This window comes from Micromonospora sonchi, from assembly GCF_014646235.1.
Taxonomy (GTDB): domain Bacteria; phylum Actinomycetota; class Actinomycetes; order Mycobacteriales; family Micromonosporaceae; genus Micromonospora; species Micromonospora sonchi.
This window is the reverse complement of record NZ_BMNB01000011.1, coordinates 110792-128064: the sequence shown is the minus strand read 5'-3', so window position 1 is coordinate 128064 and position 17273 is coordinate 110792. Positions and strand designations below refer to the sequence as shown.

Below are 17273 nucleotides of genomic sequence, written 5' to 3'. Positions count from 1 at the left end.
TGATCACCGGCTGATTGAGATCATTGATATCGCGCCGGACCGACGCGGGCCCGCCGTCGTGGGCATGACGGGCGATGCTACCACCGCACCGGAGCATCCCCGAACGCCACCCACCGTAACGGTGCCGTCAGAACATCGCGAGCGGGTCGATCTCGAGGCGTACCGGATCGGGTGCCTTGCGGGCGCTGCGCACCGCGGCCGCCTCGTGCAACGCCTCGGCCAGCACCGCGGCCCGCGCCCGCGGCACCCGCACCAGCATCCGCTCCCGCTCACCGTCGGCCGGCACCGGGCCGAGCAGTTCCGCCTCGTCGGGCAGCCGCGCCTGCGCCAGCAGATCGGCCACGGCCGTGGGCGGGCCGGTGACGCTGGCCATCCGCACCGCCGGCGGGAAGCCCAACTCCCGCCGCTCGGCCAGTTCCCGGGCGGCGAACCAGGGCGCGTCCCAGCGCAGCAGCGCCTGCACCGGCGCGAGTCCACCGTCGGCGACCACCACCACGCGGCCACCGGCGGCGGCCGGTCGGGCCAACGCGGCGGCGGCGCTCCACCGGCGCAGCGCCTCCTCGCCGGCGCGCAGGTCGGCCCGGGTGAGCAGGGCCCAGGTGTCCAGCAGCAGCACCGCGCCGTAGCCACCGCTCGCGACCGGTTCGGCGCCGGGGGTCGCGATCACCAGGCCGGCGCCGCCGGGCACCTCCGCCAGCACCTCCTCGCGGCCGGAGGTGCGTACCGGCACCCCGGGAAAGGCCCGGCCCAGTTCCTCGGCGGTGCGTCGGGCCCCGACGACGGAGGCCCGCAGCCGCCGCCCGCCGCAGTGCGGACACGCGTACGCCGCGGCGACCCGGGCGCACCAACGGCAGCCCGGGGCCCCGCCGGCCGACGGCAACGCCAGCGGCCCGGCGCAGTGCGGGCAGCGGGCCGGGGCGCGGCACTCGGCGCAGGCCACCGAGGGCAGGTAGCCGCGCCGGGGCACCTGCACCAGGACCGGCAGGTCCGCCCGCAACGCCTCCCGGGCGGCGGTCCAGGCCAGGCTGGGCAGCCGGGCGGTGGCCGCGGCCGGGTCGCGGGCCAGTTGCGGATCGTCGCCGGCCGGCGCGACGGCGGGGGTACGCGCCCGCAGCACCGCCCGGTCGGCGACCACCTCGCGGGCCCAACCGGTCTCCACCAGCAGTTGCGCCTCGGCGGTACGGGCGTAGCCGCCGACCAACGTCGCGGCCTGTTCGAGCTGGGCCCGGGTGAGCAGCACCTCCCGGGCGTGCGGATACGGGGCCCGAGGCTCGGCGTGCAGGTCATCGCCGTCGTCCCAGATCCCCACCAGTCCCAGCCGGGCCACCGGGGCGAACATGGCCGCCCGGGTGCCGATCACCACCGGCGCGTCGGCTCGGCGGGCGGTGAGGAAGGCGCGGTAACGCCGCGCCGGTCCGAGCGCGGCGGAGAGACACACGTGCCGGCCCGGGCCGAGCGCCGCGGTCAGCGCCGCGTCGAGCCGGTCCAGGTCCCGCCCGTCGGCGACCACCACCAGGGCACCCCGGCCGGCGGCCACGGTGGCGGCGACCGCATCGGCGTAACGGGCCGCCCAGTCCTCCCCCGGCAATGCCGACCACACGGCCCGGGGTACGCGGCCCGCGGCGAGCGCGCGCAGCAGTGCGGGCCCCGCCGGATAGTCCCGCCACCCACCCGGCTCCGGCACGCCGTCCGAGCCGGGCCGGGCGATCGGTCGCGGCTCAGGCGTGGCCTCCGGCGACGGCGTGGACGCGGCCTCCGGCGACGGGGCGGGCGCAGCCTCCGGCGACGGGGCGGGTGTGGCCTCATCGGGGGCCGCCTGGGCGGTGATCTCCTTCTCCACCCGGGCGTGCCGTGGCGGCACCGCGAGGCGCAGCACGTCGGCCAGGCTGCCGGCGTACCGGTCGGCGACGGCGCGGGCCAGCCGGGCCACCTCGGGGGCGAGCACCGGCACCGGCGAGACCACCTTCTCCAGGTACGCCAGCCGGGGATGGTCGGAGCGCTCGGCCCGTTCCAGCAGCCACCCGCTGACCAACTGGCCAGCGAAGCGGACCTTCACCCGCACGCCGGGCAGCGCCTCGGCGGCCAGCTCCTGCGGGACCAGATAGTCGAACGGCCGGTCCAGGTGCGCCAGCGGCACGTCGACGCAGACACGAGCGACCGGCGACCCGTCGGCGGGTCGCCGGTCGGCTCGCCTGCCGCCGGTCAGGCTCCTGCGGCCGACTTGAGGTCGGCGGCCCGGTCGGTGTTCTCCCAGGTCAGATCCGGCAGCTCCCGGCCGAAGTGGCCGTACGCGGCGGTCTGGGCGTAGATCGGGCGCAGCAGGTGCAGATCCCGGATGATAGCGGCCGGACGCAGGTCGAAGATCTCGGTGACCGCCTTCTCGATCGAGGCGACCGGCACGGTCTCGGTGCCGAACGTCTCGATGAAGAGGCTGACCGGGTGCGCCTTGCCGATCGCGTACGCGACCTGCACCTCGCAGCGCTCGGCGAGGCCGGCGGCGACCACGTTCTTGGCCACCCACCGCATGGCGTACGCGGCGGACCGGTCGACCTTCGACGGGTCCTTGCCGGAGAAGGCGCCCCCGCCGTGCCGGGCGTAGCCGCCGTAGGTGTCGACGATGATCTTCCGCCCGGTCAGGCCGGCGTCACCCATCGGACCGCCGATCTCGAACCGGCCGGTCGGGTTGACCAGCAGCCGGTACCCCTCGGTGTCCAGGCCGAGGCTCTCCAGCTCCGGCGCGATGACGTGGTCACGCACGTCCGGGGTGAGCAGCGAGTCCAGCGAGATGTCCGCGGCGTGCTGGCTGGAGACGACAACGGTGTTGAGCCGCACCGGCCGCAGCCCGTCGTACTCGATGGTGACCTGGGTCTTGCCGTCCGGCCGCAGGTACGGGACGGTGCCGTCCTTACGGACGGCGGCCAGGCGGCGGGCCAGCCGATGCGCCAGCGCGATCGGCAGCGGCATCAGCTCGGGCGTCTCCGAGCAGGCGAAGCCGAACATCATGCCCTGGTCACCGGCGCCCTGCGCGTCCAGCGCGCTCTCGGACGCGCCGGTGCGCAACTCGAAGGCGTTGTCGACGCCCTGGGCGATGTCCGGGGACTGGGAGCCGATCGAGACGCTGACGCCGCACGACGCCCCGTCGAAGCCTTTCTTCGACGAGTCGTAGCCGATACCGAGAATGGTCTCCCGGACGATCGTCGGGATGTCGGCGTACGCCTTTGTGGTCACCTCGCCGGCGACGTGGACCTGACCGGTGGTGATCAGGGTCTCGACGGCCACCCGGCTGTGCGGGTCCTGGCGGAGGAGGGCGTCGAGGATGCCATCGCTGATCTGGTCGGCGATCTTGTCCGGGTGGCCTTCCGTGACCGATTCGGACGTGAAGAGGCGGCGTGTCACGGCACTCCTAAGATTTTGGATGTCGTTCTGCGGCAGTGTAATCAGCAGCCGTCAGCAGATCGGCCAGCGGTTGTCCACGGTCCAGCGCTCAGGAGGGGGCGTCCGTGAACCTGGCGACGACCAGATCCCACACGCCGTCGGCCAGCTCTTCCTTGGACCGCTCGGGCATCCGGGTGACCGAACCGTCCACGCCGATGACGGTGGCCGCGTTGGTCTCGGCGCCGAAGACCTTGTCCGGGCCGACCTCGTTGATCACGATGAGATCGGCCCGCTTACGGGCAAGCTTGGCCCGCCCGTTGGCCTCGGCGTCGTCGGTCTCGGCGGCGAACACCACCAGCACCTGCTCCGGTCGACGGCGCTGCCCCAGCTCGGCGGCGATGTCCGGATTGGTGACGAGTTCGATGGTGGGCGCCACGCCGTCGTCCGACTTCTTGATTTTGCCAGGTGCGTACGTCGCCGGCCGGAAATCAGCCGGAGCCGCCGCCATCACCACCGCGTCGGCGTCGGTTGCGGCCTTCAGCGTCGCCTCGCGCAGCTCCATCGTGCTGCCCACCCGGATCATGTCCGCTCCGGCCGGGTCCGGCAGCGCCACGTTGGCCGAGATCAGGGTGACCCGGGCGCCGCGGGCGACGGCGGAGCGGGCGAACGCGTAGCCCTGCTTGCCGGAGGAACGGTTTCCGAGGAATCGCACCGGGTCCAGCGGCTCCCGGGTGCCACCGGCGGTGACCACCACGTGCCGGCCGGTCAGATCGGCCGGGGCGGCGGCCCCGCGGACCAGCGCCCGCCGGGCGACGGCGAAGATCTCCGCCGGATCGGGCAGCCGGCCCTTGCCGGTGTCGACGCCGGTGAGCCGTCCCACGGCGGGCTCGATCACCCGTACGCCCCGGGCCCGCAGCGTGGCGACGTTGGCGACGGTGGCCGGGTGCTCCCACATCTCGGTGTGCATAGCCGGCGCGAGCAGCACCGGACAACGGGCGGTGAGCAGGGTGTTGGTGAGCAGGTCGTCGGCGAGGCCGTGGGCCGCCTTGGCCAGCAGGTCGGCGGTGGCGGGCGCGACCACCACCAGGTCGGCCTGCTGGCCGAGGCGGACGTGCGGCACCTCGTGCACGTCGGACCAGACGTCCTCGGCGACCGGCTGACCGGAGAGCGCCGCCCAGGTCGGCGGGCCGACGAACCGCAACGCGGCGGCGGTCGGCACGACCCGCACCGAATGACCCGACTCGGTGAACAGGCGCAGCAGCTCGCACGCCTTGTAGGCGGCGATCCCGCCGCCGACGCCGAGGATGATCCGGGCGCTCATCGAGGCGCGGGGATTACGGCTGGTCGGTCGGCTCGGCGGTGAGCAGACCCGCGTTGATCTCGCGCATCGCGATGGAGAGGGGCTTCTCCTGGGGGGTGGTCTCGACCAGCGGGCCGACGTACTCGAGCAGGCCCTCGCCGAGTTGGCTGTAGTAGGCGTTGACCTGACGGGCACGCTTGGCCGCGAAGATGACCAGCGCGTACTTCGACGTCGTCTTCTCCAGGAGCTCGTCGATCGGCGGGTTGGTGATGCCTTCAGGGTTGGCGATGGATCCCACGGGTGAACCTCTGCGTCTTTCGCACGGACCGCGTAACCGCGGTGCCGGCGCTCAACCGCGCGGACGCGGTCGGGCCGGAGCCAGGAAGGAAGAACCGATAAATCCTACCAGCTCGCTTATCACCCGCTCGGTGCGGTCGTGCGACAGGCGGCGGTCGAAGGCCACCGTCGCGGCCATCGCCGGAAGTCGTCCGGGCGGATGGAGTAGGACGAGTCCCGCCTCGGGCCACACGGACCGGACCAGCAGGGCGCCGTCGAGATCCAACGGCAGCAGGACCGGCTGTCCGGCGGCGACCCGGCGACGCAGCGGGGCTGTCTCCGTACCCCGACGATGTGCCCCGAACCAGCTCCACTCCAGCAGTTCGCCGGCGGCCACCCGGCGATCGAACTCCCCGGGCGCGACGAAGTGCCGATGGACGCCGTCCAGCTCGCCCTCCCGGCGGGGCCGAGTGGTGAGCGTGATCGGCGTCCACACTGACGGAGAACGCGCCCGGACCGACTCGACGACACTCTCCCCGCCGGCACCGAATGGGCTGACCAGGACAGTGAGCCGAGTCGCCGGGCGCGCCTCGTCATCCAAGCTCACTGCTTGTTTCTACACGCAGCCGCACTCAGTTGGCGGCGAACTCCCCAAGCAGGGCCTTGCGCTGCTGCTCGCCGAGGCCACGCAGGCGACGGCTGTCGGCGATCTTGAGCTTCTCCATGATCTGGGTAGCCCGGATCTTGCCGATGCCCGGCATCGCCTGCAGCACGGCCGACACCTTGAGCTTGCCGACGACATCATCGGACTCGGCCCGCTCAAGAACGGCAGCGAGGGTGGTCTTGCCCTGCTTGAGCTGCTCCTTCAGCTCGGCACGGGCTTTGCGGATCTCCGCAGCCTTCTCCAGCGCGGCTGCGCGCTGCTCGGGGGTCAGTGACGGGAGCGGCACCAGTTCTCCTCAGGTCCCTATCGCGACGGGCGGGACGCACCGCCGCATCTGTGAAACGTGGTGTCGCTGTGAACCAAGGGGTTCCCAGCGCGGGGAAAACTAGCGGCCAACGGAGCTTTCGGCAACGTGGGCACGCGACCATCACCACAAAGTGACCGACCCGTCAGTCAGTCATGACGTCGCCAGAGCCGCCCGGCAGTCGTCCACCGCGCGGTCCGCCGCGGCCCGCAACGCCGCCGGATCCGGCCCCGCGCCCAGCACCTCCCGGGAGTACGAGGGCAGCACCGCGGGCAGCGCCGAACCGAACACCATCCGCAGATCCGCTGCCGTGGCACCCTGCGCGCCGAGGCCCGGTGCGAGCAGTGGACCGTTCACCGCCGACAGGTCGCAGCCGGTCTCGCCGACCGTCGCACCGATCACCAGCCCGATGCTTCCGAGCGGCTGCGCACCCGCGTTGAGCTGGGAAACCTCGTCGATCACCAGCTGCGCGACGCTGCGCCCGTCGGCGGCGCGAGCCCGCTGCACCGAGGCGCCCTCGGGGTTCGAGGTGAGCGCCAGGACGAAGACTCCACCCCCGTGCTCGGCGGCCAGTTCGAACATCGGGGCGAGCGAGCCGACTCCCAGGAAGGGGCTCGCGGTGACCGCATCGACATACATGGGGCTGGATGGTTCGAGGTACGCCGAGGCGTACGCGCGAACGGTCGAGCCGATGTCGCCGCGCTTGACGTCGAGCAGAACGAGCGCGCCACGCTCGCGTAACTGTCGGATAGTTGACTCAAGGATCGCCAGCCCTTGGGACCCGAATCGCTCGAAGAATGCCGACTGGGGCTTGATCACCGCAACCCGGTCACCGAGGACGTCCACGACGGTCCGGGCGAACCGACCCAGCCCGTCGACGTCATCGGTGAGGCCCCAGCGGGCCAACAGCGCCGGATGCGGATCGATCCCGACGCAGAGCGGGCCCCGCTCGCTGACGGCCCGGTGCAGCCGGGCGCCAAAGCTCTCCATCCCGTCAGTGCCTTTCTCTCATGCTCAATCTGGACTGTCCGACTACTCAATCCGCGCCGAGCGCCGCCGCCTGAGTACTCAACCAGCCTTGACTGCCGCCGCGACTCCCGCCGCGATCAGCGCCAGGTCGGCGTCGTCGGTGACGTACGGCGGCATGGTGTAGACCAGATCCCGGAACGGGCGCAACCACACCCCCTGCGCCACTGCGGCGGCCGTCGCGGCCGCGAGGTCCACCTCGTGGTCGAGTTGCACCACACCGATCCCGCCGAGCACCCGGACCTCCGCCACGCCCGACACGCCACGCAGCGGCTCCAGGCCGGCGCGCAGGCCCCGTTGGAGTCGCGCCACCTGCCCGGCCCAGTCATCGGCCCGCAGCAGGCCCAGCGAGGCGTTGGCGACCGCGCAGGCGAGCGGATTGCCCATGAACGTCGGCCCGTGCGCCAACACACCACCGGCGCTGATCTCCCGCGCGATCTCGGCGGTGCACAGCGCGGCGGCGAGGGTGAGATAACCCCCGGTGAGCGCCTTGCCGACGCACATCACGTCCGGGGCGACCCCGGCATGCTCGGCGGCGAACATCCGCCCGGTGCGGCCGAACCCGGTGGCGATCTCGTCGAAGATCAGCAATACGCCGTGGGCACGGGTCACCTCGCGCAGCACCCGCAGGTAGTGCGGGTGATGGAAGCGCATCCCGCCGGCCCCCTGCACCACCGGCTCGACGATCACCGCGGCCAGTTCGTCGGCGTGCCGTTCGACCGCCTCGACCAGCGCCGCCTCGTACGCCGGGTCGGGCGGGGACTCGACACCACCGGGCGGCATCGGGGCGAAGACCTGCCGGGGCAGCACATCGCCCCAGAGGTGGTGCATGCCGCCCTCCGGGTCGCAGACGCTCATCGGGTGAAAGGTGTCACCGTGGTAGCCGCCCCGCCAGGTGCCCAGCCGGCGGCGCTGCGGCCGGCCGACGGCCCGCTGGTACTGAAGGCACATCTTCACCGCGACCTCGACGCTGACCGAGCCGGAGTCGGCCAGGAAGACGTGTTCCAGCCCGTCCGGCGCCAGCTCGACCAGGGTGCGGGCCAGTTCCACGGCGGGGGCGTGGGTCAGTCCGCCGAACATGACGTGGCTCATCCGGCCCAGTTGGTCGGTGACCGCCGCGTCCAGCACCGGATGCCGGTAGCCGTGGATCGCCGCCCACCAGGACGACATGCCGTCGACCAGCTCACGGCCGTCGGCCAGGCGCAGCCGTACCCCGTGCGCGCCGTCCACCAGGTAGGGCGCAACGGCCGGCGGCAGCGTGGCGTACGGATGCCAGACGTGTGCGGCGTCGGCGGCGAGGATCTCCTCCGGGGTCATCGACTCTCCGTCACCTCTCCGGGTGCTCCGATGGGCGCCGCTGGCGGCCCGCTTCCTGCCGGGACGCCCGCCGGCGCTATCCAGTCACCTCTCCGCAGCCTTTGCTCTGCTTCACCGGACGCACCGGTTCTGCGCCAGATCCGTTGCGTGGGTTGAAGCAGAGCAAAGGCTGGAAGGAAGAGGGAGGGTGCTCCGGCCGGAGCCGCGAGTCGGACCAGGCCACGCGCGGCCAGGTCGGCTGTTCGCGGCCGGGCCGGCCGGCGTGATCGGCGGCCGCGGGACCGCCTCATCCGGCGGCGGCGGGCGCCGGGGCGCCCGCCGCGGCACGGGCGACCGCGCGGGCCAGCGCCGGGCCGCGGTAGATGAAGCCGGTGTAGAGCTGCACCAGGCTGGCGCCGGCGTCGAACATCCGGGCGGCGCCGTCGGGGTCGACGATGCCGCCGACGCCGATGATCGGCAGCCGCCCGTCGGTCTCGGCGTGGACGAAGGCGACCACCTGCCGGGCCCGGTCGGCCAACGGCCGGCCGGACAGGCCCCCCGCCTCGCCGCCACACCCCCGGTCGGCCGGGGCGAGCCCGTCCCGGCTCAGGGTGGTGTTCGTGGCGATCACCCCGGCCGCGCCCCGGGACAGACACACCTCCAGCAGTTCGGCGATCGCCGGCTCGGTCAGGTCCGGCGCGATCTTCACCAGCACCGGCTTCTCGCCCACCAACGCGGCCAGCAACGCGTCCAGGTGCTCGCGGTCCTGCAGGGCGCGTAGCCCGGGCGTGTTCGGCGAGGAGACGTTGACCGCGAAGTAGTCCCCGTGCCCGCGCAGCGCCCGGTAGGACGCGCGGTAGTCCTCCACCGCGTCCTCCAGCGCTGTCACCTTGGACTTGCCGAGCGAGATCCCCAGCGGTACGCCGAGCGGGCGGGGCAGCGCCGCCAGTCGCGCCGCCAGCGCCGCCGCGCCGGCGTTGTTGAAGCCCATCCGGTTGATCACTGCCGCACTGTCGGGCAGCCGGAACAGCCGCGGCCGGGGGTTGCCCGGCTGCGGGTGCGCCGTCACCGTGCCCACCTCGACGAAGCCGAAGCCCAGCGCCGGCCACGCCGGCAGCGCCACACCGTCCTTGTCCATTCCCGCGGCCAACCCGACCGGGTTCGGGAAGCGCACCCCGAACACCGTGCGCGGTGCCGCCACCGCGTACCGCCCCCGCAGCGCCGCCAACGCGACCGGCCGCTCGGACAGCGCCGACAACCGCCGCAGCGTCCACTCGTGCGCCGCCTCGGCGTCCCCACCCCCGATCCGGAACAACCCCGGCCGCACGACCCGCTCAAACACCCCCACCCGCACTCCTCCCACTCCCCTTCCCTCCCTGATCCGCGTTGATCATGAGGTTGACGGCGATGTCGATCTCCTTCGCTGCCGCTAACCTCATGATCAACTCGGGTGGGCTGGGGGACGAAGGGCGGCGTGGAGGGTTTGGAGGGGACGGACCTGCATGTCGCCGCGGATGAGAGCCTCGATGCCCATCACCGCGGCGGCGGCGCCGGGGACGGTGGTGATGCAGGGAATGTCCCCCGTCACCGCGGCGCTGCGGATCTCGTAGCCGTCGGAGCGGGCGCTGGCACCGGAACCCTGCGGAGTGTTGATCACCAGGGCGATCCGGCCGGAGCGGATCAGCGACACCGCATCGTCGTCGGTGCCGGCCTCGTAGTGCTTGGAGGCCAGCTCGCAGGCGATGCCATGGCGGCGCAGCACCTCGGCGGTGCCGCTGGTCGCGACGATCTCGAAGCCCAGGTCGGCCAGGCGCTTGATCGGGAAGATCATGCCGCGCTTGTCGCGGTTGGCCACCGAGACGAAGATCCGGCCCGAGGTCGGCAGCGAACCGTACGCCGCCGCCTGCGACTTGGCGAAGGCGTGCCCGAAGGCGGTGTCGATGCCCATCACCTCGCCGGTCGACTTCATCTCCGGGCCGAGCAACGAATCCACCCCCTTACCGGCGGGCGTGCGGAACCGCTTGAACGGCAGCACCGCCTCCTTGACCGCGATCGGCGCGTCCGGCGGCAGCGTGCCGCCGTCCCCGCTGGCCGGCAGCAACCCCTCGTCGCGCAGTTCGGCGACGGTCGCGCCGAGCGCGATCCGGGCCGCCGCCTTGGCCAGCGGCACCGCCGTGGCCTTGGAGACGAACGGCACCGTACGCGAGGCACGCGGATTGGCCTCCAACACGTACAGCACGTCGTCCTTCAACGCGTACTGCACGTTGAGCAGACCGCGTACGCCGATGCCGCGGGCGATCGCCTCGGTGTATCGGCGGACCTGGGCCACGTGCGAGCTGGCCAGGGTGATCGGCGGCAGCGCGCAGGAGGAGTCGCCGGAGTGGATTCCCGCCTCCTCGATGTGCTCCATGATCCCGCCGAGGTAGACCTCCCCGTCGGCGTCGCAGAGCGCGTCCACGTCGATCTCGATGGCGTCGTCGAGGAAGCTGTCCACCAGCACCGGATGGTTCGGGGAGATGTCGGTGGCCCGGCCGATGTAGTCACGCAACGTCACATCGTCGTAGACGATCTCCATCCCGCGCCCGCCCAGCACGTACGAGGGGCGGACCAGCACCGGGTAGCCGATCTCGTCGGCGATCTCCTTCGCCTCCTCATAGGAGGTGGCGGTGCCGTGGGCCGGGGCCCGCAGGCCGGCCCGGGCCAGCAGCGACCCGAAGGCACCCCGCTCCTCGGCCAGGTGGATCGACTCCGGGGAGGTGCCGACCACCGGCACACCGGCGTCCTTGAGCCGCTGCGCCAACCCGAGCGGGGTCTGCCCACCGAGCTGCACGATCACCCCGATCACGCCCGGCCCGCCGGCGGCGCGGCCGGAGGTGTCCTCGGCGTGCCAGACCTCCATCACGTCCTCGAAGGTCAGCGGCTCGAAGTAGAGCCGGTCGGCGGTGTCGTAGTCGGTGGACACCGTCTCCGGGTTGCAGTTGACCATGACGGTCTCGTACGCCCCCCGTAGCGCCTGGACCGCGTGCACGCAGGAGTAGTCGAACTCGATGCCCTGCCCGATCCGGTTCGGCCCGGAGCCGAGGATCAGCACCTTGGGCCGGTCCGAGCCGACCACCTCGGTCTCCGCGTCGTAGGAGGAGTAGTGGTACGGAGTGGCGGCCTCGAACTCGGCGGCGCAGGTGTCCACGGTCTTGTAGACCGGCCTGATGCCCAGCCGGTGCCGCAGCGTCCGCACGCCGTCCTCGGCGGCCAGCTCGGGACGGAGCGCGGCCAACTGCCCATCGGACAGGCCGGCCCGCTTCGCCCGGCGCAGCAGGTCGACGTCGAGCACCGGGGCGGCCACGATCTCGGCGCGCAGCTCGACCAGAGCGGCGATCTGATCCAGGAACCACGGGTCGATCCCGCCCGAGGCCACGGCGACCTCGCCGATCGAGGCGCCCAGCCGCAGCGCCCGCTCCACCGTGTAGAGCCGCCCGTCGTGCGGCGTACCCAGCGCGGCGAGGGTGTTCTCCTTGGTCGCCCCCGGCGGGTCCGCGACGGTCCAGAACCCGGCCGCCCTGGTCTCCATCGAACGCATCGCCTTGTTCAGCGCCTCGGTGAAGTTGCGCCCCAGGCTCATCGCCTCGCCGACCGACTTCATCGTGGTGGTCAGCTCCGGGTCCGCGCCGGGGAACTTCTCGAACGCGAACCGGGGGATCTTCACCGCCACGTAGTCCAGCGTCGGCTCGAACGCGGCCGGCGTCTCGCGGGTGATGTCGTTGGGAATCTCGTCCAGGGTGTAGCCGATGGCCAGCTTCGCGGCGATCTTCGCGATCGGGAAGCCGGTCGCCTTGGAGGCCAACGCCGAGGAGCGCGACACCCGCGGGTTCATCTCGATGACGACGATCCGCCCGTCGGCCGGGTTGACCGCGAACTGGATGTTGCAGCCACCGGTGTCCACCCCGACCTCGCGCAGCACCGCGATGCCCAGGTCGCGCAGGTGCTGGTACTCCCGGTCGGTGAGCGTCATGGCCGGGGCCACGGTCACGCTGTCGCCGGTGTGCACGCCCATCGGGTCGATGTTCTCGATCGAGCAGACCACCACCACGTTGTCGTTGCGGTCCCGCATGAGTTCGAGCTCGTACTCCTTCCAGCCGAGCACGCTCTCCTCGATGAGCACCTCGTGCACCGGGCTCTCGGCCAGCCCGGCACCGGCGATGCGCTCCAGGTCGGCGTCGGTGTGCGCCATGCCCGACCCGAGGCCGCCCATGGTGAACGACGGCCGGATCACCACCGGCAGACCCAGCTCGCCGGCGGTCTGGCGAACCTCGTCCATCGAGTGGCAGACCCGGGAGCGGGGCACCAGCGCGGCCGGGTCCTCGATGCCGATCCGGACCCCCGCCTTGGCGACGATGTCCTTGAACAGCTGCCGGTCCTCGCCGCGCCGGATCGCGTCGATGTTGGCGCCGATCAGCTCGACGCCGTACTTGTCCAGCACCCCGGCCTCGTGCAGCGCGACCGCGGTGTTCAGCGCGGTCTGCCCGCCGAGGGTGGGCAGCACCGCGTCCGGGCGCTCCTTGGCGATGACCAGCTCGACGAACTCCGGGGTGATCGGCTCGACGTAGGTGGCGTCGGCGAACTCGGGGTCGGTCATGATCGTGGCCGGGTTCGAGTTGACCAGGCTGACCCGGATCCCCTCCTCGCGCAGCACCCGGCACGCCTGGGTGCCGGAATAGTCGAACTCGCACGCCTGCCCGATGACGATCGGCCCGGAGCCGATCACCAGGATGTGCTTGAGATCGCTCCGCTTAGGCATTCGTACGCCTCTCGCTGTGGTTCCGGCCCTCGATCAACTCGGCGAACCGGTCGAAGAGGTAGTCCGCGTCGTGCGGACCGGCCGCCGCCTCCGGGTGGTACTGGACGGTGAACGCGGGCACGTCCCGGGCCCGCAGCCCCTCGACCACGTTGTCGTTGAGGCAGACGTGCGAGACCTGAACCCCGCCGAACTCGGTCTCGATCACCTGGTCGGGCACCGTGCCGACCGCGACGCCCGGGACCTGGACCGCGAAGCCGTGGTTGTGGCTGGTCACCTCGACCTTGCCGGTGGCCAGGTCGAGCACCGGCTGGTTGGTGCCCCGGTGGCCGTAGCCGAGCTTGTACGTGCCGAAGCCGAGCGCCCGGCCGAGGATCTGACTGCCGAAACAGATGCCGAACAGCGGCACCCCCCGACGCAGCAGGTCCCGGGCCAACGCGACCGGCCGGTCGGCGGTGGACGGGTCACCCGGGCCGGGCGAGAAGAAGACGGCATCGGCACCGGTGGCCAGCAGATCCTCGATGGTCGACTCCGCTGGCAGGACGTGAGTGGTCACACCACGGGCCGCGAGCCGACGCGGCACGTTGCGCTTGATGCCCAGATCGAGGGCGGCGACGGTGAACCGGTGCTCGCCCTCGGCGGCCACCACGTACGGCGTCGCGGTGGTCACCTCGGCGGAGAGGTCCGCGCCGAGCATCTGCGGTGACTGGCGCACCCGGGCCAGCAGCGCACGGGGGTCGTCGTCGACGCTGGAGATGCCGACCCGCATCGCACCGCGCTCGCGCAGGTGCCGGGTCAGCGCCCGGGTGTCCACCCCGCTGATGCCGACGATCCCCTCGGTGGCCAGCCGGTCCTCCAGGCTGCCGGTGGCCCGCCAGTTCGAACTCACCCGGGCCGGGTCACGCACCACGTAACCGGCCACCCAGATCCGTCGCGACTCGTCGTCCTCGCCGTTGACGCCGGTGTTGCCGATGTGCGGGGCGGTCTGCACCACCACCTGACGGTGGTACGACGGGTCGGTCAGCGTCTCCTGGTAGCCGGTCATCCCGGTGTTGAAGACCGCCTCGCCGAAGCTCTCCCCGACGCTGCCGTACGCCTCGCCGGGGAACGTGCGCCCGTCCTCCAGGACGAGGATCGCGGATCTGCGTTTCATGCCGTCTCTCCGATCCGGACTGTGGTGCTCCGCTCCGCTGCGCTCCTCGCTCGGATCACTTGACTGCCTTTCCGTCCAGGACCGTCGCCTCGCCGCGCAGGAAGGTCGCCACGATGCGACCCGGCAGCGCCATCCGGGCGTACGGGGTGTTGCGGCTGCGACTGGCCGACTCCGCCGGGTCGATCACCCGGCGGGCCGCCGGGTCGACCAGGGTCAGGTTGGCCGGCGCGCCGGGAGCGGGATCGTGGCCGTGCTCGGTCAGCCCGGCGATCCGGGCCGGGGTGCGCGACATCCGCTCGGCGATCAGATCCCACTCGGGGCCGAGCACGTCGAGCGCGATCGACAGCGCCGTCTCCAGCCCGAGCATGCCCGGCCGGGCGTACGCCCACTCGCACTCCTTGTCCTCCACCGCGTGCGGGGCGTGGTCGGTGGCGATGATGTCGATCACCCCGTCGACCAACGCGGCGCGCAGGGCGGCGATGTCGGTGGCGGTGCGCAGCGGCGGGTTGACCTTGTACACCGGGTCGTAGGTCTCGGCCCGGGCATCGGTGAGCAGCAGGTGGTGCGGGGTCACCTCGGCGGTGACGCGTACCCCCCGGGCCTTGGCCTGGCGAAGCACCTCGACGCTGCCGGCGCAGGAGACGTGGCAGACGTGCAGCCGGCTGCCGACGTGCTCGGCCAGCAGCACGTCCCGCGCGATGATCGCCTCCTCGGCCACCGCCGGCCAACCGGTCAGGCCCAGCCGGGTGGAAACCTCCCCCTCGTGCATCTGCGCGCCCTCGGTCAGCCGGGGCTCCTCGGCGTGCTGGGCGATGATCCCGTCGAACGCCTTGACGTACTCCAGCGCGCGGCGCATCAGCCGCGGATCGGCGACGCAGTGCCCGTCGTCGGAGAAGATCCGCACCCGCGCCGCGGAGTCGGCCATCGCGCCCAGCTCGGCCAGGCGCTCGCCGGCCAGCCCGACGGTGACCGCGCCGATCGGCTGCACGTCGACCAGCCCGGCCTCCCGGCCGAGCCGCCAGACCTGCTCGACCACGCCGGCGGTGTCCGCCACCGGCGAGGTGTTCGCCATCGCGCAGACCGCCGTGTAGCCGCCCAGCGCCGCCGCCCGGGAACCGGTCTCGACGGTCTCGGCGTCCTCCCGGCCCGGCTCGCGCAGGTGGGTGTGCAGGTCGACCAGGCCGGGCAGGGCGACCAGCCCGTCGGCGTCGACCACCGTGGCGCCCGGCGCGGACAGCCCCGGGCCAGCCTCGGCGACCACGCCGTCGCGCAGCAGCAGGTCGGTCGGCGCGGCGCCGAGCACGCTGACGTTCCTGATCAGGTACGAGTTCACCGGTTGTTCCCCCCGAGCAGCAGGTAGAGGACGGCCATCCGGACGGAGACCCCGTTGGCGACCTGTTCGACGATGGTGGAGCGGGGCGAGTCGGCGACCTCCGGGGTGATCTCCATGCCCCGGTTCATCGGGCCGGGGTGCATGACGATCGCGTGACCCGGCATCCGACGCATCCGCGCACCGTCCAGGCCGTAGCGGCGGGCGTACTCCCGGGCGGAGGGGAAGTAGGAATCGTTCATCCGCTCCCGCTGCACCCGAAGCATCATCACCACGTCCGCTGAGGGCAGCACCGCGTCCAGGTCGTAGCAGACGTCGGTGCCCGGTGCGAGGGCCGCGGCGATGTCGACCGGAATGAGGGTGGGCGGCCCGACCAGGGTCACCTTGGCGCCGAGCGTGGAGAGCAGCAGCACGTTGGAGCGGGCCACCCGGGAGTGCAGCACGTCGCCGACCACCACGACCGACAGGCCGGCCAGCCGGCCCAGTCGGGAGCGCATGGTGTACGCGTCGAGCAGCGCCTGGGTGGGATGCTCGTGGGTGCCGTCGCCGGCGTTGATCACCGAACCGTCGACCCAGCCGGCGAGCCGGTGCGGGGCGCCGGAGGCGGAATGCCGGACGACGACCGCGTCGGCACCCATCGCCTGAAGGGTCAACGCGGTGTCCTTCAGGCTCTCGCCCTTGGCGACGCTGGACCCCTTCGCGGAAAAGTTGATCACGTCGGCGGAGAGCCGCTTGGCCGCCGCCTCGAAGGAGATCCGGGTGCGGGTGGAGTCCTCGTAGAAGAGGTTGACCACCGTACGGCCACGCAGCGCGGGCAGCTTCTTGACCTCGCGGCCGGCCACCGCCGCCATCTCCGCGGCGGTGTCCAGGATCTGGGTGGCGGTGTCGGCGTCGAGGTCGGCGCCGGAGAGCAGGTGCCGGATCACGAAGATGCCACCCCCGCGTAGAGGCGGACCTCGTCCGCGCCGTCAGTCTCGCCCAGCGTGACCTTCACGTTCTCGGCGAGCGCGGTCGGAATGTTCTTGCCCACGTAGTCGGCGCGGATCGGCAGCTGCCGGTGCCCCCGGTCGACCAGCACAGCGAGTTGCACGGACGCCGGCCTTCCGAGGTCGCCCAGCGCGTCGAGGGCCGCCCGGACGGTACGACCGGAGAAGAGGACGTCGTCGACGAGGATCACCCGCCGGCCGTCGATCCCGCCGGGGGGAAGTTGGGTGGGGCCGACCGCGCGCGTGGCGTGCCGGCGCAGGTCGTCCCGGTAGAGGGTGATGTCGAGCACACCGACCGGCACGGCGACACCCTCGAAGGCGCTGATCCGGGCGGCGAGCCGCCGGGCGAGGGGGGCGCCACGGGTCGGGATGCCGAGCAGCACGGTGTCGGCGGCGCCCTGGGTCTTCTCGAGAATCTGGTGGGCGATCCGGTCGACGACGCGCTGAACGTCAGCGCTGGTCAGGATCACCTTCACCGAGGGTTGTCGCGGCGGCGACGAGCGGGCAGCCGACGGCTGGGCCACGGCGGACCTCCTTTTCCGCCTCACGGGACGGGTCGTTAAAGGATGTCGGATCCTCCGGACCATTCGCTGACGGCCGGCGGAGGCTGCGGCCACGTTACCAGTGGTCGGCATCGCGATCAGGGCTGGGACCGAGTGGCCCTGAACACGCCGGAGCGTCACCGGACAGCGTATCGATTCAGCCCCCGAAACGGGACAACTCGCACGAGGCACCAATGGGAAGGTCGCCACCACTTGACCAGGTGTGCGA

At 72.2% G+C, this 17273-nt stretch carries 14 protein-coding genes; all 14 read right to left on the bottom strand.

What is annotated here, in order from left to right:
• Window positions 1–127: 127 nt before the first annotated feature.
• The 14 genes from IEY61_RS14095 to pyrR all read right to left on the bottom strand — a co-directional run bounded on the left by IEY61_RS14095 (window position 128) and on the right by pyrR (window position 17026).
• The gene (locus tag IEY61_RS14095; RefSeq protein ID WP_229705888.1) at window positions 128–2137 is read right to left on the bottom strand and encodes a primosomal protein N'; all 2010 of its coding nucleotides are present in this window, start codon (window positions 2135–2137) and stop codon (window positions 128–130) included.
• 65 nt (window positions 2138–2202) lie between these two features.
• Window positions 2203–3396: a methionine adenosyltransferase gene (gene metK / locus IEY61_RS14090; protein ID WP_189044305.1), complete on the bottom strand. Its 1194-nt coding sequence runs from the start codon at window positions 3394–3396 to the stop codon at window positions 2203–2205.
• Window positions 3397–3484: 88 nt separating this feature from the next.
• A complete protein-coding gene (gene coaBC, locus IEY61_RS14085; RefSeq protein ID WP_189044303.1) occupies window positions 3485–4696 on the bottom strand; it encodes a bifunctional phosphopantothenoylcysteine decarboxylase/phosphopantothenate--cysteine ligase CoaBC in 1212 nt (403 codons plus the stop codon).
• A gap of 13 nt (window positions 4697–4709) precedes the next feature.
• The gene (rpoZ, locus tag IEY61_RS14080; RefSeq protein ID WP_007075826.1) at window positions 4710–4973 is read right to left on the bottom strand and encodes a DNA-directed RNA polymerase subunit omega; all 264 of its coding nucleotides are present in this window, start codon (window positions 4971–4973) and stop codon (window positions 4710–4712) included.
• A 51-nt stretch (window positions 4974–5024) separates the two neighbouring features.
• A complete protein-coding gene (locus tag IEY61_RS14075) occupies window positions 5025–5558 on the bottom strand; it encodes a nucleoside/nucleotide kinase family protein (protein WP_189044301.1) in 534 nt (177 codons plus the stop codon).
• A 25-nt stretch (window positions 5559–5583) separates the two neighbouring features.
• Window positions 5584–5901 carry an integration host factor, actinobacterial type gene (mihF, locus tag IEY61_RS14070; protein ID WP_088962722.1) on the bottom strand — a complete coding sequence of 106 codons (318 nt, stop codon included), beginning with the start codon at window positions 5899–5901 and terminating at the stop codon, window positions 5584–5586.
• 171 nt (window positions 5902–6072) lie between these two features.
• Window positions 6073–6909: an orotidine-5'-phosphate decarboxylase gene (gene pyrF, locus IEY61_RS14065; protein ID WP_189044299.1), complete on the bottom strand. Its 837-nt coding sequence runs from the start codon at window positions 6907–6909 to the stop codon at window positions 6073–6075.
• 78 nt (window positions 6910–6987) lie between these two features.
• Window positions 6988–8262 (bottom strand): adenosylmethionine--8-amino-7-oxononanoate transaminase, encoded by a 1275-nt coding sequence (locus IEY61_RS14060; RefSeq protein ID WP_189044297.1) that lies wholly within the window; start codon window positions 8260–8262, stop codon window positions 6988–6990.
• Window positions 8263–8548: 286 nt separating this feature from the next.
• A complete protein-coding gene (locus IEY61_RS14055; RefSeq protein WP_189044295.1) occupies window positions 8549–9589 on the bottom strand; it encodes a quinone-dependent dihydroorotate dehydrogenase in 1041 nt (346 codons plus the stop codon).
• Window positions 9590–9682: 93 nt separating this feature from the next.
• Complete coding sequence (gene carB, locus IEY61_RS14050; RefSeq protein ID WP_189044293.1) at window positions 9683–13036, bottom strand: carbamoyl-phosphate synthase large subunit; 3354 nt, start codon at window positions 13034–13036, stop codon at window positions 9683–9685.
• On the bottom strand, window positions 13029–14186 hold the full coding sequence (gene carA, locus IEY61_RS14045; protein ID WP_189044291.1) for a glutamine-hydrolyzing carbamoyl-phosphate synthase small subunit: 1158 nt from the start codon (window positions 14184–14186) through the stop codon (window positions 13029–13031). Before carA ends, carB begins: the two co-directional genes overlap by 8 nt.
• A gap of 55 nt (window positions 14187–14241) precedes the next feature.
• Entirely contained in the window at window positions 14242–15519 is a 1278-nt protein-coding gene (locus IEY61_RS14040) for a dihydroorotase (RefSeq protein WP_189044289.1), read from the bottom strand.
• On the bottom strand, window positions 15516–16442 hold the full coding sequence (locus tag IEY61_RS14035) for an aspartate carbamoyltransferase catalytic subunit (RefSeq protein WP_189044287.1): 927 nt from the start codon (window positions 16440–16442) through the stop codon (window positions 15516–15518). The genes IEY61_RS14040 and IEY61_RS14035 overlap by 4 nt, the downstream gene beginning before the upstream one ends.
• Window positions 16439–17026 carry a bifunctional pyr operon transcriptional regulator/uracil phosphoribosyltransferase PyrR gene (pyrR, locus tag IEY61_RS14030; protein ID WP_189044285.1) on the bottom strand — a complete coding sequence of 196 codons (588 nt, stop codon included), beginning with the start codon at window positions 17024–17026 and terminating at the stop codon, window positions 16439–16441. The genes IEY61_RS14035 and pyrR overlap by 4 nt, the downstream gene beginning before the upstream one ends.
• Window positions 17027–17273: the final 247 nt, after the last annotated feature.

What these genes read in the sequence shown, in the direction of transcription:
- coaBC (WP_189044303.1), bottom strand. Translation starts at nt 4,696, where the DNA reads ATGAGCGCCCGGATCATCCTCGGCGTCGGCGGCGGGATCGCCGCCTAC.
- pyrF (WP_189044299.1), bottom strand. Translation starts at nt 6,909, where the DNA reads ATGGAGAGCTTTGGCGCCCGGCTGCACCGGGCCGTCAGCGAGCGGGGC.
- IEY61_RS14060 (WP_189044297.1), bottom strand. Translation starts at nt 8,262, where the DNA reads ATGACCCCGGAGGAGATCCTCGCCGCCGACGCCGCACACGTCTGGCAT.
- carB (WP_189044293.1), bottom strand. Translation starts at nt 13,036, where the DNA reads ATGCCTAAGCGGAGCGATCTCAAGCACATCCTGGTGATCGGCTCCGGG.
- carA (WP_189044291.1), bottom strand. Translation starts at nt 14,186, where the DNA reads ATGAAACGCAGATCCGCGATCCTCGTCCTGGAGGACGGGCGCACGTTC.